This is a genomic window from Paenibacillus sp. FSL W7-1332, assembly GCF_037969785.1.
Taxonomy (GTDB): domain Bacteria; phylum Bacillota; class Bacilli; order Paenibacillales; family Paenibacillaceae; genus Paenibacillus_AQ.
The window spans coordinates 2,572,416-2,590,066 of sequence record NZ_CP150209.1; the positions used below are offsets into that span (position 1 = coordinate 2,572,416).

The following is a 17,651-nucleotide window of genomic DNA, read 5'->3' on the forward strand; positions in this document are numbered from 1 at the left end:
GCAGTTTTAAGCAGTAGCGGAGGTGGGAAACATGTTAAACACGCTATCCATTCGGAATCTTGCGGTTGTAGAAAGCGTGGATGTGCATTTTTATCCGGGATTTCACGTACTGACGGGGGAAACCGGAGCAGGTAAGTCCATCATTATCGATGCACTGGGATTAATTGCCGGCGGCCGCGGCTCGGCTGAGCTGATTCGCTACGGGTGCGACAAAGCGGAGATTGAGGCTCTGTTTGAGCTGCCTGCGCAGCATCCCGTATGGGAAACACTGAAGAAGCTGGGTGTTGAAGCGGATCCGGAAGAGCATTTATTGATTCGGAGAGAACTGACATCTCAAGGGAAAAGCACGTCGCGTATTAACGGACAGCTGCTGAATTTAAGCATGCTGCGTGAAGTTGGAGAAAAGCTCATTAATATTCATGGCCAGCATGAGCATCAAAGCTTGCTGCGTTCAGAGCAGCATATGAGTCTTCTGGACACATACGGAGATAAAGTCATCGGGCCTGCCAAACGGAAATATCAAGAATTGTACGGCGAATTCAGCAAAGTGGAGCGGGAGCTCAGGGACCTGCAGGAGACCAGCCAGAAGGCCTATCAAATGCTGGATATGTATCGGTTTCAGCTCGAGGAGATCGCGGCTGCGGAGCTAAAATCCGGTGAGGATGAGGAATTGTCCGAAGAAAGAACCAAGCTGTCCCACAGCGAGAAGATGATGGATTCCGTTGCCGGAGCATACGACCTATTGTACGGATCTTCGGGTCTGGAATCCGTCAGCCGTGCCCTATCCAGATTGGAGGATGTGTCCGGCTACGATGAGAAGGGGTTAAAGCCGCTTGTTGAGCAGCTGCAATCCGCGTATTATCAGCTGGAGGATGCGGTTTTCCAGCTGAGGGATTATCGCGACAGCATTGAATTCAATCCGGAACGGCTGAATGAAATTGAACTTCGTTTAGATATGATCTCCGGATTGCGACGAAAATATGGGGATAATGTTGAGCAAATTCTGGAATACTACGTGAGAATTCAGCAGGAAACCGATATGCTGGAGAATAAGGACGAGTTTATACAAGCGATGGAACAGCGCCGTGACGAGTTGTTAAGCGTGCTGCTGGTTAGCGCGAAAGAGCTTAGTATTGCCCGCAAGCAATGTGCGCAAGATTTAGCACGGCAGGTGGAGGGAGAACTAAAGGATCTTCAAATGGAACGCACCTCGCTTGAGGTTCGCATGGAACTGCAGCTGGATCCTAACGGTTACGAATATGAAGGACATAAAGTAAGGTTGACCAGACAAGGTATGGATACGGCCGAATTCCTCATATCCGCCAATCCGGGTGAACCTCTGCGTCCGCTTGCCAAAATTGCTTCGGGTGGAGAAATGTCCAGAATTATGCTGGCGATGAAGAGTATATTTGCCCGTCATGATCAAATACCGGTCTTAATCTTTGATGAAGTCGACACAGGTGTCAGTGGAAGGGCTGCCCAATCGATTGCGGAGAAGCTGTTTTTGCTGGCTAAAACCTGTCAGGTGTTCTCCATAACGCATTTACCGCAGGTCGCTTGCATGGCGGATCATCAGTATTTAATCGAGAAGAAGCTGGAAGCCTCCAGAACGATGACGCAAGTAGAAAACCTGACTGAAGAGGGGCGTGTAAAAGAGCTTGCACGAATGCTTGGCGGAGTCGAGATCACTCAAAAGACACTTCATCATGCCCAAGAAATGCTCAATCTGGCGGCAGCGCAAAAGGCTTCCAGAACGGCTCTGGGTCAATGATTGACAGTTATAAATCCTTAAGGGCAGGGTAACTTAAAGGTACGCAATTGGCGACCACCTTTTCGTCAAGCGAAAGAAGAAAAAGGGAGCGTGACAGCCATTGAAGCCCAACCTCAGGAGAAAACTGCTCGGTTTCGTTCTTGCTTTCCTTCTTTGTTTCATTGGAACTGCTGATCCAGTCCAGTCTTTTGCTTCATTGCCTAATGAGCTGAGATTGATTTCCGGTCAGCAGTCCCGCCTTGATGTAGCCATGCCTGTTCAAGCCCTCGCTTCAGTTGATCGCCCGGATGTCCTGCAGCTCAACGGCTCCCGCGAGTCAAAACTTCAAGTATCGCTAAAGCATCCACTGCAGCTGAACCCCCAGCAAAGCGGAAATGCGGAAGTAACCCTGAAATTATTTGGTAAAATTCCTCTGAAGACAGTTCATGTGAAGGTGATCCCGGAGCTCAAGGTCATTCCTGGAGGCCAAACCATCGGTGTCAAAGTGAAATCCTCCGGTATACTGGTCGTTGGACATCATCTGGTACGCGTTCAAAACGGTGCTAAAGTGTCTCCTGGAGAAGCAGCTGGCTTGAAGGTTGGCGATCTGCTGACCACGATGGATGGAATGCCGCTTAATGATGTGACTAAGGTTGCTGATATCGTCGAGAAGGCTGGTAAAGCTAATAAGCCACTGGATATCTCCTTTAAGCGGGGCGGCAAAGTAATGGCAACAAAACTGAGTCCGGCATATGATCAAGAAGATCAAAGCTGGCGTCTTGGTCTGTATATCCGTGATTCTGCAGCAGGGGTAGGAACCTTAACTTTCTATGCGCCTCATCAGAAAGTTTATGGAGCTTTAGGCCATGTTATCACCGATATGAATACTCAAACACCCATTGATGTCGGAAGCGGACAGATTGTTCAGTCCAACGTTACATCCATTAGTCGAAGTGAAGAAGGCGAGCCGGGGGAAAAACGGGCCACCTTCACAAAAGACGGCAAGATTTTGGGCAATGTCGAGCGCAATACCCATTTTGGCATCTTCGGTAAAATGAATAATCTTCCTGAACACGGTCTGTATCAGGAGCCCATTCCCGTAGCCTTATCCCATGAGGTCAAGGAAGGACCGGCAGAGATTTTAACTGTCGTTGAAGGGCAGGATGTTGAACGCTTTACAGTGGAGATTGTTCATGTGTCCAAGCAGGATGCTCCTGCAACGAAAGGGCTTGTGCTTCGTATCACCGACCCGAGACTGCTTAAGAAGACAGGCGGGATCGTACAAGGCATGAGCGGCAGTCCGATCGTTCAGGATGGCAAGCTGATTGGAGCGGTAACGCACGTTTTTGTTAATGATCCTAAATCGGGGTATGGATGCTTTATTGAATGGATGCTTCAGGACTCTGGCATACTACAATCTACAGAATCAACTCCTCAAAATCTTAAGGCAGGTTAATGCCTTGAGATTTTTTGTCGTAAAATAACGAATTAGAGATTAATTTGAAACAAAATATTTAATTATAAATCAACTTCAAAAAAAAATAAAGAAAAATAATTTTCGACAGAAGGAATTTAAATAAGCATGTCGAAAACTTTATACACAAGAAAATGTTCTAAAATAACAACTGATCTGATAAAGGAGGAGCACGAATTGCAAAAGATCGAGGTATTATTGGCAGACGACAACCGTGAGTTTACAAACCTGCTTGGTGAATACATTTCGGATCAACAAGATATGGTGGTTTCCGGAATCGCTTATAACGGCGAAGAAGTACTGAGCATGATTGAGGAATCGGGAAAAGTACCGGATGTGCTGATCCTTGACATTATTATGCCTCATTTGGACGGCCTTGGCGTACTTGAGCGATTACGCGATATGAATTTGTCTCCGCAGCCGAAAGTCATTATGCTTACGGCATTTGGTCAGGAAAATATTACGCAGCGAGCCGTACAATTGGGGGCTTCCTATTATATTTTGAAGCCGTTTGATATGGAGGTGCTCGCCAGCCGTATTCGTCAACTCGTTGGCTCGTCCAGCAGCATTTCGTCAGGCGCTTCATTTACAAGTATGAAATCCAATGTGGTTCCCATGGGCAAAGGCAAAAATCTGGACGCGAATATCACTTCGATTATCCATGAGATTGGTGTCCCTGCTCATATCAAGGGTTACCAATATTTGCGTGAAGCCATTACGATGGTATACAACAATATCGAAATTCTTGGTGCGATCACCAAAACGTTGTATCCGGCAATCGCAGAGAAATTCAAAACAACGCCTTCCCGCGTGGAACGTGCGATCCGTCATGCAATCGAAGTGGCCTGGACACGCGGTAACATTGACAGCATCTCGCATCTGTTCGGCTACACCATCAACATCAGCAAATCCAAGCCAACCAACAGCGAGTTTATCGCGATGGTCGCTGACAAGCTGAGAATTGAGCATAAGGTATCTTGAAAGGGTAAGGACTGAGGAAGGGATTTAGGGTAATGAAAGAGGTTATCCTGAATGTCTACTTGCGCGGAACATTGAAATCACTCCTTTATTGGTTGCGATGTCGTAATCTGTGAAGGAGTGATTTTATGTTTGCCATGGACTTTGAGCAAAACAAACCAGCCGCTAATCCGGCTGGTTTGTTTTTATTTAGGTAACTTAACAGGTGAACAATCTTCGGTGTTATCTACCTTCGATTGGCCTCACAGATAATACATTTTGAACTGGATATCCTGCTCGTGGTTTCCGAACTTCTTGCCGAATAATGTGGCACCTCCCACGTGCTTTGCATCTTCCTTCACTTCAATTCGAAAGGTCCAGCGATCACAGGTTGCATCCAAATCATCTATGGAGACGGCAGAGAGCGGGTCGCCATCGATATAAGTACCATGGCTTGTAATTCGTATCGTTTTTAGCAGACCGTATTGGTTGATGTTGTGCGGCCACCATGCAGGCGTATACTTCCCCCTCGTATCCGCGAAATCCCCCGGGCTTGTCCATGTACCCAGTTCGATCCCGTTTAAGGAGAACGTGATGTCGGAAGGCCAGACATCATTGGAAAAAGGAAATTCTGAGGAAATCTCCAAGCTGATTTCGAACTGCTGCAGTTTTTCATCCTTTTGAAGGAAGTTCGCGATGTTGTATTGGATAAAGCCCTCCGTAAACCACAGGATTTCTGCATCCACACGTTTAGGATCCATGAAGTATTTGGGTTCGTCAACCCGCCCGATAAATTCCTTCTCGGTAGCAAGGCCGCAGGTAGGTTTCAGGTCATAGTCCGTATAATGCCCGATCGGCACGGAAGCCTCATATGAAGCAAAGGAATGAAAAATCTTTTTCGGGAAGTTGATTTCGATATGATCCACCTTCAGGATCGAGATTTTTTGCTGTCCCGATTTTCCCGGTACTTTTTCTGTCCGGATAATGCCTGCATCTTCGAGCTTTTTAATATGTTTTGTCACAATCGGACTGCTGATTTGAAGTTCTTGGGCCAAATCTTTGATATTCATTTTGTTTTTGGAGAGCAGCTGAATAATCTTGATTCGAACTTCGCTGGCCAAAGCCTCGTAAACCACAAGCGATGACTTGTCTATTTCCAATTGCATATGACCACTTCTTTCAACAAGTTTTTCATAAACCAGGTTCATTAACTTATATGCATCATAACACATGCTTTATTAACCTGTATATAAATCTCACCATTTAATACAATAAATTTTCAATTGAATGATTAACATGAATGTTAATTAAATGAAAAATAAGTAACAAAGATTTATATATATGTTATTGACACCGTTTTCAATACGAGTGTATACTGAACCAAAGTTAATCGTTTTCATGATTCATGTCGGTAAATGATTAACCAAATGATTAGTAATAGGAGGAGAGTTTGTTGAAGAAAAAAATGGGGGTTTCACTAATACTTGTATTGTTAGCGGTAGCGGTACTAGGGGGATGTGGCAACGGGGACAAGAACACCATTACCTTCTGGACGCCTTTGACAGGTGATGACGGGGCTTACATGGATCAGCTAGTGAAAGATTACAACGCCACCAATCCTGAATATAAAGTGAAGCACGTGATTACTTCGGATATGTATACAAAAATTTCTACCGTCCTGAATTCAGGCAAAGGCGTTCCTGATCTGTCCATTATTCACGCAGACCGCGTTCCTAGCTTCGTTAAGCAAGGTGTGTTGGAGCCGATGACGGCAGTCATGCAAGCTCAGCCAGAATTGAAAGCGGATAATTACTTGCCGCAGGCCTGGGCAACAGGAAACGTCGAGGGCACCCAATATACAGTACCCCTTGATATTCACAGCAATGCGATGTATTACAATAAAAATTTGCTCAAAAAATACAATGTTGAAAGCTTCCTGGATGATGATGTCGTGACCATTGATGAAATTTTGTCGCTGCAAGGCAAGCTGGATGAAGGCGATTACGTGATCAATGACGCTCTGTTGGGCTGGGTTGTGCTGGCGCAAATCCAGAACCTGGGCGGCGACATTCAACAAGACGGCAAGCCGGCCGTAAATACAGAAGCCATGAAGCAAGCATTTACGGAGATTAAGAAAATATCGGATGCAGGCTTGATGACCCCTTTTGGTGAGGACGGCTATCTGATGTTCCAATCTGGAAACGTTTTATTTTCCACAGACGGCACATGGAGCTCGACGGCACACGCAACCGTCGATGGATTGGACTTTGGCGTTACGAACATTTATTCGACGAGTGCTGATAAGTATACGAACCGGGCCTCTTCGCACTTATTCTCCATGCTGAAGAACGATAAGAGAACGGACGAGAAAGAGCAGGCCATCGGCCAGTTCCTGGAATTCATTCGCCAAAACTCGATTGAGTGGGCAAAAGCGGGACAGATTGTAGCGAGTAAACAGGTCATTGAGAGCCCGGAGTACGGTAATTATATTCAGTCATTCTTTACCGCCAACGAAAAAGAAATCGAATCCTTGTACATTTACACCTACGAATACTATCCATACGTAGCGGAGGCTGTGGATACATATGCAGCGGATATCGTACGAGGCAATGTCGATATCGACGAGACCCTGGCGACGATGCAGAAATTTGTAGAGGATAAAATCGCGGAAGGCAACAGTGCTGCAAAGTAAATAACAGCAGAGCAGTTTGAAAAAAAGAAAAGTGTCCTTCCTTAGAAGACACTTTTCTTTTCCAAAGGAGAAATGAAAGGGTATGAATAAGAAGTCGTTGACGCCTTATTTCTTTGTAGGTCCCCATCTGATACTTTTTATCGTATTTATTCTATTGCCGACCCTATACGGGATCTATGCTTCCTTTACGCAATGGAATCTGATTAATGACCCTGTATGGGTTGGCTTGGCCAACTATAAAACGATTCTGTTTGATACGGAGTCTACCTTCTATACCCAATTTATGAATGGATTAAAAAATACGCTCATCTTTGTTGTGCTAAGCGTCCCTATATTAATCATCATTCCGTTAATGATTGCCGTATCGCTGGAACACAAAAAAGTGAAAATGAAAAATGTGATTCAGTCCATCCTCTATATTCCCGGACTCATCTCGATTTCCGCAGCGGCACTGATCTGGTCTTTAATCTTCAATAAGCAGCTCGGGATTACGAATAATATTTTCGGCTCAGAAACGGTCTGGGCGGCCAACCAGCCCTATGCCTGGCTGATTATCATTGTCATTACGGTGTGGGGCGGAGTCGGTGGCAACATGATTATCTACCGGGCTTCCATAAGCGGAGTGTCGAAGGATTTGTATGAATCGGCCGAGATAGATGGAGCGGGGCCTGTCCGCAGATTTTCAAGCATTACACTGCCTTCCATTCGTTTTCCGCTGATCTATACCTTTGTTATGACGACAGCCGGAGCCTTTAACGTATTCGGTCAGCCATTAATGATGACGGACGGAGGACCCAGACAGAGCACGACGGTATTGATGATGTATATCCGGCAGCTGGCCTTCGGTCACGGGGAATCGATTGCGGGTATGGCATCCGCGATGGCGGTTTTGCTCGGACTGGTCATTCTCGTCATTTCAGCCCTTCAGTATTATGTGATGAACCGAAACGCGTCCTAGCGGCATGATCAGCTTGCAAACGACGGAAACGATAAAAGGTAGGTGTACTGTGCAATGTCGAACCCGGTAGTACATGAAGTAAACGCGGATTCCAAGCTTGGTCGCTCTGGTCCGAAGAAGGCTTCATCCAACATAAGCGTGTCAAAATATATAGCTTACGCATTTCTGATCATCCTGTGTGTGATATGGGCAATTCCGGTCATATTTGGCATTACCACATCTTTTCGGTCCCAGGCTGAGGTGGTTTCCAGCGGTTTCAGACTGCTGCCCGATAGCTGGATTTTTGATAATTATGTCACGATTCTGCAAAACACGTCGACCGCGCCCATTCTGCGCTGGTTGATGAACTCCGTGTTTATTGCAACGATGCATACGCTGCTCGTGATCGTTGTCATTTCCATTACAGGTTATGGATACTCGCGCATGAACTTTAAGGGAAGAGATACCTTGTTCTTTACCTTGCTTGGAATTTCCTTCTTTCCTGGGGTAGTGAATCTGATCCCGTCTTATAAAATCATTGATGCGCTGGGATGGGTAAATACATCTTGGGCAATGATCATTCCCGGTTTGGCCGGGATGGGGAACATTTTTTTGGTCAGACAATTCATGATGGGCGTTCCCAAGGATTTGGATGAATCGGCACGCGTGGATGGAGCGGGAGACTTTAGAATCTATTATTCTATTATTTTGCCGCTCATGAAACCTGTACTGATTGTATGCGGCCTGTTTTCATTTACGGGTTCCTGGAATGATTTCCTCTGGCCCGTCATCGTGTATACCGATGTGGAGAAGATGCCGGTCACAGCAGGTTTGCTGTTGTTACAGGACATTTACGGCAATTACCGCATGATCGGACAATTGATGGGTTCTGCGATCCTGGCCATCATTCCGACGCTGCTGTTGTTCCTGTTTGCCCAGAAATACTTTGTGCAGTCGATTAACTTAAACGCAGGCATCAAAGGATAGCAAGAAGATTGGATTCAAAGAAACATTTAAAAATAGAAAGCTAGCGGAAGTCAAACTATAAGGTATAGGAGTCGTCACCATGTCTGAATTATATATAAAAAATCCCCTGATTGAACAAAGGGCTGATCCCTGGATCTATAAACATACCGATGGTTATTATTACTTTACCGGTTCCGTGCCGGAGTATGACCGTATTGAGCTTAGACGCTCCCAAACGATACATGGGCTTGCGGATGCTGAAGGAATTACGATCTGGCGCAAGCATGAGTCAGGCCTGATGAGTGCCAACATATGGGCACCCGAGATCCATTATATGGATGGCAAATGGTATGTGTACTTCGCCGCTGCCCATACTTCAGAAACGAGGGACGGATTGTTTGATCATCGCATGTTCGTACTGGAGAACGCTTCGGCGAACCCGCTCGAAGGGGAATGGGTGGAGAAGGGGCAAGTGATCACGAAGTGGGAATCTTTTGCCTTGGACGCAACAACCTTTGAGCATAGAGGCAAACGATATTATGTATGGGCTCAGAAAGATCCGGGCATTCCAGGCAATTCCAATCTGTACATTTCATTGATGGAAAATCCATGGACCCTTACAGGGGAACAGGTATGCATCTCGGTTCCTGAGTACGACTGGGAGAAGATCGGGTATCTTGTGAACGAAGGGGCCGCCGTTCTGAAGCGAAACGGGCGAATATTCATGACCTATTCCGCGAGCGCCACGGACCACAATTATGCGATGGGGCTGCTGACAGCCGATGAGGACAGTGATCTGCTGAATCCGAGCTCCTGGGTCAAGTCGCCGGTACCCGTGTTTACGACATCGGAAGCCAATGGCCAATATGGACCAGGGCATAACAGCTTCACGATTTCCGAGGATGGCTCGCAGGACATTCTGGTGTACCATGCAAGAAGTTACAAGGAGATTGTGGGCGATCCTCTATATGATCCGAATCGGCATACGCGCGTACAGGTCATCCGGTGGAACGAGGACGGGACGCCGAATTTCGGGGTGCCGAGAGCGGATGATGAACCGGTCTCCAAGCTATGATGCAATTTGTAATTGGGGTTATAGAACGAATCGATTTACAAACATCAGACCGACTGAGCTTAACAGCTTGGTCGGTTTTTTACATTACAGGAGATAAGCAGCATAATATAAAATAGGAAAAAAGAAGGAGTCTTCGATATGGATGGAGAAAAGAGGACTGATCGTTTTATGAAATGGTTAAGGATGTATAAAGTACGGTACTATTAACGATATTCTTATTTCCCGGTAAGGAGGAATTATAAATGGCAAAGATATTAGTATTGGGCGGTACCCGCTTTTTCGGTAAAAGGCTGGTTAACCGGCTGCTGGCTAAAGGCGATGCCGTTACGATTTTAACGCGCGGACATCACCAGGATTCATTCGGGGGTGCCGTTGCGCGGCTTACCGTGGATCGAAAGGATCCGGAAGGTTTAAAACAGGCAGTGGGAAGCCAGGACTTTGATATCGTGTATGATAATATATGTTATACTCCGGAAGAAGCGGGACAAGCTGCAGACATCTTTGCCGGACGGATTGGACAATACGTGCTGACCTCTACGTTATCGGTCTATGATTTTGCGGATCATCCGGTGAGGGAAGAGGACTTTGATCCTTACAGATACCCTGTCATGATGAACGAAAGCAGGGACTACAGCTATAAGGAAGGCAAGCGCCAGGCGGAGGCGGTATTATTCGGCTGCCACAACCTGAACGTTACCGCTGTCCGGCTGCCGATTGTGCTGGGACCGGATGATTATACGCGAAGACTGCATTTTCATATTGAGCATGCAGCCAGCGGAGAAGCTATTGGTTTGCCTGATCCTGACGCGCAAATCTCGTTTGTGCATGCCGAGGAAGCGGCAGCGTTCCTGGAATGGGCAGGTCAAGTTCAATTGGAGGGCCCAGTCAATGCTTGCTCCAGCGGAACGATTTCGGTCCGGGAATTGATGAGCCTGATCCAGCAGGAAGTTGGAAGGTCGGCACCGCTGCAGTCTTCCGCAGCACCTGACCACATGTCCCCGTTCGGAATTCCCGGAGATTGGACGATGGATCATGCCAGAGCGGCAGCTGCCGGCTTTAAATTTTGGGATTTGCACGATTGGATGCCGAAATTGATTGCTGAATTGTCCGCCGATTTGAAGGTTCGCTAGCGAAAGCGGCAGGATCATTATCATTTAGAAGAAAGATAGAGGGAAGTGCCCTGAAAGGAAGATCAGCATGAGCGACAAGATGGCAGCATGGAAAGAGCGTATTCGAGAGGTAGAAGCCATGGAAGGCTTATCTCCGGAAGCCCTGACGTTAATCCATGCGATGTATGACGAATTGGAAGTTTTAACGAAGCAAAATTTCAATCTGCGGAAAACCGCGCTGAAAGCGACGTCCAGAGAAACGAGAATGTCGAGTAAACTGAAGGATGCATTGATGGAATAAACGGCGGAGTTCAGAACATATGATAAACACCGGGGAGGGCTCCCCGGTGTTTTTTTGATAGGATTAGCTTTTGGATGGCGTTCCTGATTTCGGCGCTTGGCGCTTCTTTTTGAATCTTGGTCCAACGTAATTTCGCTTGCGGTCCCGGAACAGAATCCAGCCGCCCAAGAATCCGATACCAATGACAAACAGAGCCAGCCCGCCTAGAAAAGATAGCCAACCGAAAGCGGGGTTTGCCACACTGTCATCCCCATGAACGGAAATATATAGAAAAACCGCATCTTTCATCATTAAGAAACCCTTCATTGCCATAAAACCCGGGATAACCAAAATCAAGATGGCAATAAAGCGGGAAATTAACATTTTCATAGAAGATTCCTTCCTGCGACTGATGTAATGAACTACCGTTTATCATACCTTTTTCATAGGGCGATGTCTATTTCCATTATGGATGCTGATTTTGTAATCCGAAAAAAAGAGAGTACAATGAAAGTGTAAAACTGGACTTATTATGGAGGTGCCGTTTGTGGCTATAACATGTGATGTAGCAATTCTTGGCGGGGGAACCGGTGGATATGTTGCGGCCATCCGCGCAGCCCAGCTTGGTAAAAATGTGGTCATCATCGAGCAGGACAAACTGGGGGGGACCTGCTTGCATCGCGGCTGTATTCCGAGCAAATCTTTGCTTCGGAGTGCCGAGCTGTATGCAGAAATGAAGGATAGCGAGAGCTATGGAATCGAGACGGACGGGGTCCGGCTAGCGTTTGACAAAGTACAGAAGCGCAAAGACGGTATCGTCGCTCAGCTGCACCAGGGCGTTCAATATTTGATGCGCAAAAATAAAATTACCGTCGTGCAGGGCAAAGGGAGAGTTATCGGCCCGTCCATTTTCTCTCCGCGCAGCGGGGCAGTGGCGGTTGAGCTTCCGGACGGCGAGATGGAAACCGTGGTTCCCACTCATCTGATCATCGCAACCGGTTCGCGTCCGCGTCACTTACCGGGGCTAGAGCCTGACGGCATACATATACTGACAAGCGACCATGCGCTTCAACTGGATGAGCTCCCTGCATCCATCATCATCGTAGGAGGCGGCGTAATCGGAGTGGAATGGGCCTCGATGCTGAATGATTTTGGCGTTCAGGTCACGATTGTTGAAGCTTCGTCCCATCTGCTGCCAGCCGAAGACGAGGAAGTTGGACGGGAGCTGACAAAGATGCTCACCGCCAGAGGCGTAGAGGTTATCACCAACGTTTCCATTCAAACCGATAGCTGTGAGATCCGGAATCAAAGCGTGTCCATCACGATTGAGCAAAAGGACGATACCAGAACATTGTCAGCGGACAAGCTGCTCCTCTCTGTCGGGAGAATCGGTAACACTGAAAATATCGGGCTTGAAAATACCGACGTTCGGGTTGCGAACGGCGTCATCGTGGTGAATGCCAATATGCAAACAACAGAACCCCATATTTACGCAATCGGCGATTGCATCGGGGGTCTTCAGCTTGCCCATGCAGCAAGCCACGAAGGGATAGCCGCGGTGAACCATCTGGCAGGCGAGAAGACGGAAGCCTACAGAAGCGAATGGATCCCTCGCTGCATCTATACCCGTCATGAGGTAGCCAGCGTCGGACTAACGGAGAAGCAGGCCAAAGAACGCGGACATGAGATCAGGATCGGAAAATTCCCGTTCTCGGCGATAGGCAAATCTTTGATCCACGGAACGAAGGAGGGTTTCGTGAAGGTTATTGCCGATCAGAAGACGCAGGATATTCTGGGCGTGCATATGATGGGTCCGCATGTTACGGAGCTGATCGGCGAAGCGGCACTGGCGCAAGTACTGGATGCGACTCCATGGGAAGTGGGAGCGGCGGTGCATGCCCATCCATCCTTATCCGAAATCATCGGCGAAGCGATGCTTGCGGTGGATGGACGAGCCATTGGATTATAAGGATAAGTACATCCTTTTGTGGAATCCCTCATTTCTTTTTGCCGAGAAAGGGATTATAATAACATTAAGCCAAGTCTTAGTACCAGGTTTTAATACTTGATCAAATACGCCTTTAAACTTAGGTTACAAGGCGCGAAGGATCAAGCCTGAAGTCATGGCTCACATAAAGGAGGGATCTCCATGAAAGAACATGAAACGGTTATGGCAAACAACAATAGGCATGAGCAGCTTGGACTGAGCGACGGACAAGTGCTAGACATGTACAAATATATGGTGCTGGCGCGAAAATTCGATGAGCGCAACCTGCTGCTGCAGCGTGCGGGCAAAATTAATTTTCACGTATCCGGGATCGGGCAGGAGACGTGTCAGGTTGCTGCTGCGTTTGCCCTCGACCGGGAGAAAGATTACTTTTTACCCTATTACCGCGACTATGGATTTGTATTGGCAGTGGGCATGACGCCTCGCGAACTGATGCTGTCGGCTTTTGCCAAGGCAGAGGATCCGAACAGCGGCGGACGGCAGATGCCTGGACACTTTGGCAGTAAACGCCTGCGAATTGTGACGGGCTCCAGCCCTGTAACCACACAGCTTCCGCATGCAGTGGGTATCGCACTGGCGGCGAAGATGCAGAAGAAGGATTTTGTATCGTTTGTTACGTTTGGCGAGGGCTCAAGCAATCAGGGGGATTTTCACGAGGGCTGCAACTTTGCGGGCGTTCACAAACTTCCTGTCATTATCATGTGCGAGAATAACCAATACGCCATTTCGGTGCCGCTTCATAAACAGATTAGCGGGAAGGTAAGCGACCGCGCGCTCGGTTATGGATTCCCTGGCATTCGAGTGGACGGCAACGATGCGCTCGAGGTCTATGCAGCCGTAAAGGAAGCGCGTGAGCGTGCGATTCGCGGAGAAGGTCCAACACTGATCGAATCCATGATGTACCGTTTGTCTCCGCACTCCACATCGGATAACGATTTGGCGTACCGGACAAAAGAAGAGGTCGAAGAGAACTGGAAGAAAGACGGCGTCGCCCGCTTTAAGAACTATTTGGTCGACTGCGGGCTCTGGGATGAAGCACGCGATCAGGATCTGATTGCGCAATTAAACCTGGAGATCAAAGAAGCGACGGAATCTGCAGACTTGGCTCCATTTCCGAAGCCTGAAGATACGCTTCTTCACGTATATGCCGATGATGAAGGGGGCGTGTAAAAGATGGCGGTAATGGAATATATCGATGCAATTCGCCTGGCCATGAAGGAAGAGATGGAGCGTGACGAGTCCGTATTCGTGTTAGGCGAGGACGTAGGCGTCAAAGGCGGCGTGTTTACAACAACCAAGGGTTTGTTGGATCAGTTCGGCGAAATGAGGGTGCTTGATACCCCGCTCGCGGAGTCCGCGATTGCCGGTGTCGCTATCGGAGCGGCCATGTATGGCATGAAGCCGATTGCCGAGATGCAATATTCGGACTTCATGTTCCCGGCAACCAATCAGATTATTAGTGAAGCAGCGAAAATCCGCTATCGTTCCAATAACGATTGGAGCTGTCCCGTCGTGATTCGTGCGCCGATCGGCGGCGGAATATTCGGGGGATTGTATCATTCCCAGTGCCCGGAATCGGTTTTCTTCGGAACGCCGGGATTGAAAATCGTTGCGCCGTACTCGGCCTATGATGCGAAGGGGCTGCTGAAAGCTGCGATACGCGACCCGGATCCGGTACTGTTCTTTGAGAACAAAAAATGCTACAAGCTGATTACTGGCGATGTACCGGAAGATGATTACGTTGTACCGATCGGCAAAGCGAAATTGCTGCGCGAAGGGTCGGATATTACGGTGATCAGCTACAGTCTGCCGCTGCACTTTGCCATGCAGGCTGCCGAAGAGCTTGAGCAGGAAGAAGGCATCAGCGCGCATGTTCTGGATTTGCGTACGATACAGCCGCTTGACCGGGAAGCGATTATTGAAGCGGCCCGTGCAACGGGTAAAGTGCTGATCGTTCATGAAGATAATAAGACCGGCGGCGTCGGCGGGGAAGTAGCCGCGATTATTGCGGAGCACTGCCTCTATGATCTGGATGCCCCGATCATGCGCTTGTGCGGTCCGGATGTACCAGCTATGCCAATCAGTCCGCCGATGGAGAAATTCTTCATGCTTAACAAGGACAAAGTCAAAGAATCCATGCGTCAATTGGCGCTTTATTAAGAACAGGGAGTGTGAGCATGTCACAAAATCAGAAATTGACCGATGTTACAATGCCTCAGCTGGCGGAATCCCTTGTTTCGGCGACCATTGCCAAGTGGCTGAAGAAGCCGGGGGATGCCATCGAGCAGTACGAACCGATCTGTGAAGTCATTACCGACAAAGTCAATGCCGAGATTCCATCCACCTTGGACGGCGTCATGGGAGAGATTCTTGCCCAGGAGGGCCAGACCGTCAATGTTGGCGAGATCATTTGCCGGATCTCTGTCGCTTCCGGTCAAGGGGCAGATCCTTCTCCCCAGCCGGCTGCAAGTGCTCCCGTGAGTCAGCATCAGGGAAGCGGCAGCGAAGAAGGTTCGATGCGTTTCCGGTATTCCCCAGCTGTGCAAACACTGGCAGCCGAGCATCAGATTGATCTTTCGCGAGTACAGGGATCAGGCATGGGCGGCAGAATCACTCGTAAAGACGTACTGGCTTATATTGAAAAGGGAGGAGCAGCCCAAGGCCAAGGCGCTCCTGCCGGAGCAGCACCAGCCCAGAGCGCCCAGGCACCGAAAGAAACGATACAGCCTAGCGGGACTTCGCCGTTTCAAGGGCTGCAGCATCAGACGCCTGCGGAACCGTCGCCTCCACTTGGCACAGCTATTCCGGATGTGCGTCATTCCGGGCTGCATTTGACGGAATTGCCGAAAATTCCAACCATCGAAGTGGAAGGAATGGAAGGCGGCAGATCGGAATACTTTATCGATGTTACGCCGATGCGTAATGCGATCGCCAGAAATATGCGTCAAAGCGTGACGGAGATTCCGCACGCGTGGACGATGATTGAGGTCGACGTGACCAATATCGTATTGCTGCGTAATCAGCTGAAGGACGAGTTCAAGCGTAAGGAAGGGGTTAATCTGACCTACCTGGCCTTTTTGCTGAAAGCCGTTGTGAACGCAATTAAAGATTATCCGATCATGAATTCGTTCTGGGCCGTGGATAAAATCGTGGTGAAGCGCGATATCAATCTGTCCCTGGCCGTCGGAACAGAGGATTCCGTGCTGACGCCGGTCATCCACCGTGCCGACCAGAAGAATATTGCCGGCTTGGCTAGAGAGATCGAAGAGCTTGCACGTAAGACCCGTGAAGGCAAGCTGAAGCTAGACGACATGCAGGGCGGTACCTTTACGGTGAACAATACGGGATCCTTCGGTTCGATTCTGTCTTATCCGATCATCAACTATCCGCAGGCTGCGATTCTAACGTTTGAATCCATTGTTAAAAAGCCTGTGGTCATCAATGATATGATCGCTGTTCGTTCAATGGCGAACCTGTGTCTATCCCTCGATCATCGGATTTTGGATGGGGTTATCTGCGGAAGGTTCCTGCAGCGGGTTAAGGATAACCTGGAAGGTTATACCCTGGATACGAAGCTGTATTAATGTTCTTCTATGCATCTGCGGACTGATTCTTCGGAAGAAGGTTCGCAGACGCCACTCATACCAAAGTCAATTACAGGAACATTCATTGGTTAGTGGGAACCCTATGAAAGAAGGCGTTAGCACATGAATAAACCGTTAGATGTATCGTATACGCCGGTTGTAGATTATGGCATGGCTTGGGAGCTTCAAAAACAACATGTTTCCGCCATCGATCAGGGGGAGCAGCATGAATGCTTGATGCTCCTTCAACATCCTCCGACCTATACCATGGGGTCGCAGCGTCATCCGGAGCACTTGCTCTTAAGCAAAGAGGAATTGGAGAAGCAGGGCATCGGCTTGTTTGAAATAGATCGTGGCGGTGACATTACATATCATGGTCCTGGACAGCTTGTCGGGTATCCGCTGTTACTGCTGGACGGCGGCAAGAATTTGAATCTGCACGGTTTTCTGCGCGATGTGGAACAGGTCATCATCGATTACTTGGCATCATACAACATCGAAGCCGGCCGCAAACCCGAGTACACCGGGGTATGGGTAGGGGATCTGAAAATTTGCGCCATCGGCGTTAAATTCAATAAAGCCCGCCAGCATCGCGGATTTGTGACAAGCCATGGTTTTGCGTTTAATATTAAATCCGGGATCGCAGACGCGGGATTCGCTGGAATCATTCCATGCGGCATACAGGAATATGGTGTAACTTCATTGGAAGACTGTACGGGGCGGGTTTTTGAAGTAGAGGAAGTAGCCCGGGAGATCGTGCCATTCTTCACCCGGGTATTTCCATATGAGGCACGTTGGTTGTAACAGCAGGCGCTCGTA

At 48.3% G+C, this 17,651-nt stretch carries 16 protein-coding genes; 14 read left to right on the forward strand and 2 right to left on the reverse strand.

Going from position 1 to position 17,651, the window contains the following annotated elements; translation table 11 throughout:
* The first annotated feature begins 31 nt into the window (after positions 1-31).
* From recN to spo0A, 3 genes are all read left to right on the forward strand, one after another.
* Positions 32-1,771, forward strand: a complete 1,740-nt coding sequence (gene recN / locus MKX98_RS11290; protein WP_194541874.1) for a DNA repair protein RecN — start codon at positions 32-34, stop codon at positions 1,769-1,771.
* A 100-nt stretch (positions 1,772-1,871) separates the two neighbouring features.
* Complete coding sequence (gene spoIVB, locus MKX98_RS11295; RefSeq protein ID WP_194541875.1) at positions 1,872-3,206, forward strand: SpoIVB peptidase; 1,335 nt, start codon at positions 1,872-1,874, stop codon at positions 3,204-3,206.
* A 195-nt stretch (positions 3,207-3,401) separates the two neighbouring features.
* Positions 3,402-4,205, forward strand: coding sequence for a sporulation transcription factor Spo0A (gene spo0A / locus MKX98_RS11300; protein ID WP_194541876.1), 804 nt, complete (start codon positions 3,402-3,404; stop codon positions 4,203-4,205).
* Positions 4,206-4,444: 239 nt separating this feature from the next.
* On the opposite strand, the gene MKX98_RS11305 is transcribed toward spo0A, so the two are convergent.
* Complete coding sequence (locus MKX98_RS11305) at positions 4,445-5,347, reverse strand: ArsR family transcriptional regulator (protein WP_194541877.1); 903 nt, start codon at positions 5,345-5,347, stop codon at positions 4,445-4,447.
* Between the two features lie 284 nt (positions 5,348-5,631).
* Between MKX98_RS11305 and MKX98_RS11310 the strand changes: the two genes are divergently transcribed.
* From MKX98_RS11310 to MKX98_RS11335, 6 genes are all read left to right on the forward strand, one after another.
* Entirely contained in the window at positions 5,632-6,873 is a 1,242-nt protein-coding gene (locus MKX98_RS11310; RefSeq protein ID WP_194541878.1) for an extracellular solute-binding protein, read from the forward strand.
* An 82-nt stretch (positions 6,874-6,955) separates the two neighbouring features.
* Positions 6,956-7,831 (forward strand): sugar ABC transporter permease, encoded by an 876-nt coding sequence (locus MKX98_RS11315; RefSeq protein WP_194541879.1) that lies wholly within the window; start codon positions 6,956-6,958, stop codon positions 7,829-7,831.
* Positions 7,832-7,885: 54 nt separating this feature from the next.
* Positions 7,886-8,797: a carbohydrate ABC transporter permease gene (locus MKX98_RS11320; RefSeq protein ID WP_216530927.1), complete on the forward strand. Its 912-nt coding sequence runs from the start codon at positions 7,886-7,888 to the stop codon at positions 8,795-8,797.
* A 79-nt stretch (positions 8,798-8,876) separates the two neighbouring features.
* Complete coding sequence (locus MKX98_RS11325; protein WP_194541881.1) at positions 8,877-9,851, forward strand: family 43 glycosylhydrolase; 975 nt, start codon at positions 8,877-8,879, stop codon at positions 9,849-9,851.
* Positions 9,852-10,093: 242 nt separating this feature from the next.
* On the forward strand, positions 10,094-10,981 hold the full coding sequence (locus MKX98_RS11330) for an NAD-dependent epimerase/dehydratase family protein (RefSeq protein ID WP_216530929.1): 888 nt from the start codon (positions 10,094-10,096) through the stop codon (positions 10,979-10,981).
* Positions 10,982-11,048: 67 nt separating this feature from the next.
* Positions 11,049-11,261, forward strand: a complete 213-nt coding sequence (locus MKX98_RS11335) for a hypothetical protein (protein ID WP_194541883.1) — start codon at positions 11,049-11,051, stop codon at positions 11,259-11,261.
* 63 nt (positions 11,262-11,324) lie between these two features.
* Here MKX98_RS11335 and MKX98_RS11340 read toward each other — a convergent pair whose 3' ends face one another.
* Complete coding sequence (locus MKX98_RS11340) at positions 11,325-11,630, reverse strand: DUF2627 domain-containing protein (protein ID WP_071223872.1); 306 nt, start codon at positions 11,628-11,630, stop codon at positions 11,325-11,327.
* Between the two features lie 157 nt (positions 11,631-11,787).
* On the opposite strand from MKX98_RS11340, the gene lpdA reads away from it, so the two are divergent.
* The 5 genes from lpdA to lipB all read left to right on the forward strand — a co-directional run bounded on the left by lpdA (position 11,788) and on the right by lipB (position 17,636).
* Positions 11,788-13,209 carry a dihydrolipoyl dehydrogenase gene (gene lpdA / locus MKX98_RS11345; RefSeq protein ID WP_220685907.1) on the forward strand — a complete coding sequence of 474 codons (1,422 nt, stop codon included), beginning with the start codon at positions 11,788-11,790 and terminating at the stop codon, positions 13,207-13,209.
* Positions 13,210-13,389: 180 nt separating this feature from the next.
* Complete coding sequence (locus tag MKX98_RS11350; protein WP_194541885.1) at positions 13,390-14,418, forward strand: thiamine pyrophosphate-dependent dehydrogenase E1 component subunit alpha; 1,029 nt, start codon at positions 13,390-13,392, stop codon at positions 14,416-14,418.
* A gap of 3 nt (positions 14,419-14,421) precedes the next feature.
* Positions 14,422-15,408, forward strand: coding sequence for an alpha-ketoacid dehydrogenase subunit beta (locus tag MKX98_RS11355; RefSeq protein WP_194541886.1), 987 nt, complete (start codon positions 14,422-14,424; stop codon positions 15,406-15,408).
* Positions 15,409-15,425: 17 nt separating this feature from the next.
* Positions 15,426-16,832, forward strand: coding sequence for a dihydrolipoamide acetyltransferase family protein (locus MKX98_RS11360; RefSeq protein ID WP_339223030.1), 1,407 nt, complete (start codon positions 15,426-15,428; stop codon positions 16,830-16,832).
* A gap of 123 nt (positions 16,833-16,955) precedes the next feature.
* Entirely contained in the window at positions 16,956-17,636 is a 681-nt protein-coding gene (lipB, locus tag MKX98_RS11365) for a lipoyl(octanoyl) transferase LipB (protein WP_071223877.1), read from the forward strand.
* Positions 17,637-17,651: the final 15 nt, after the last annotated feature.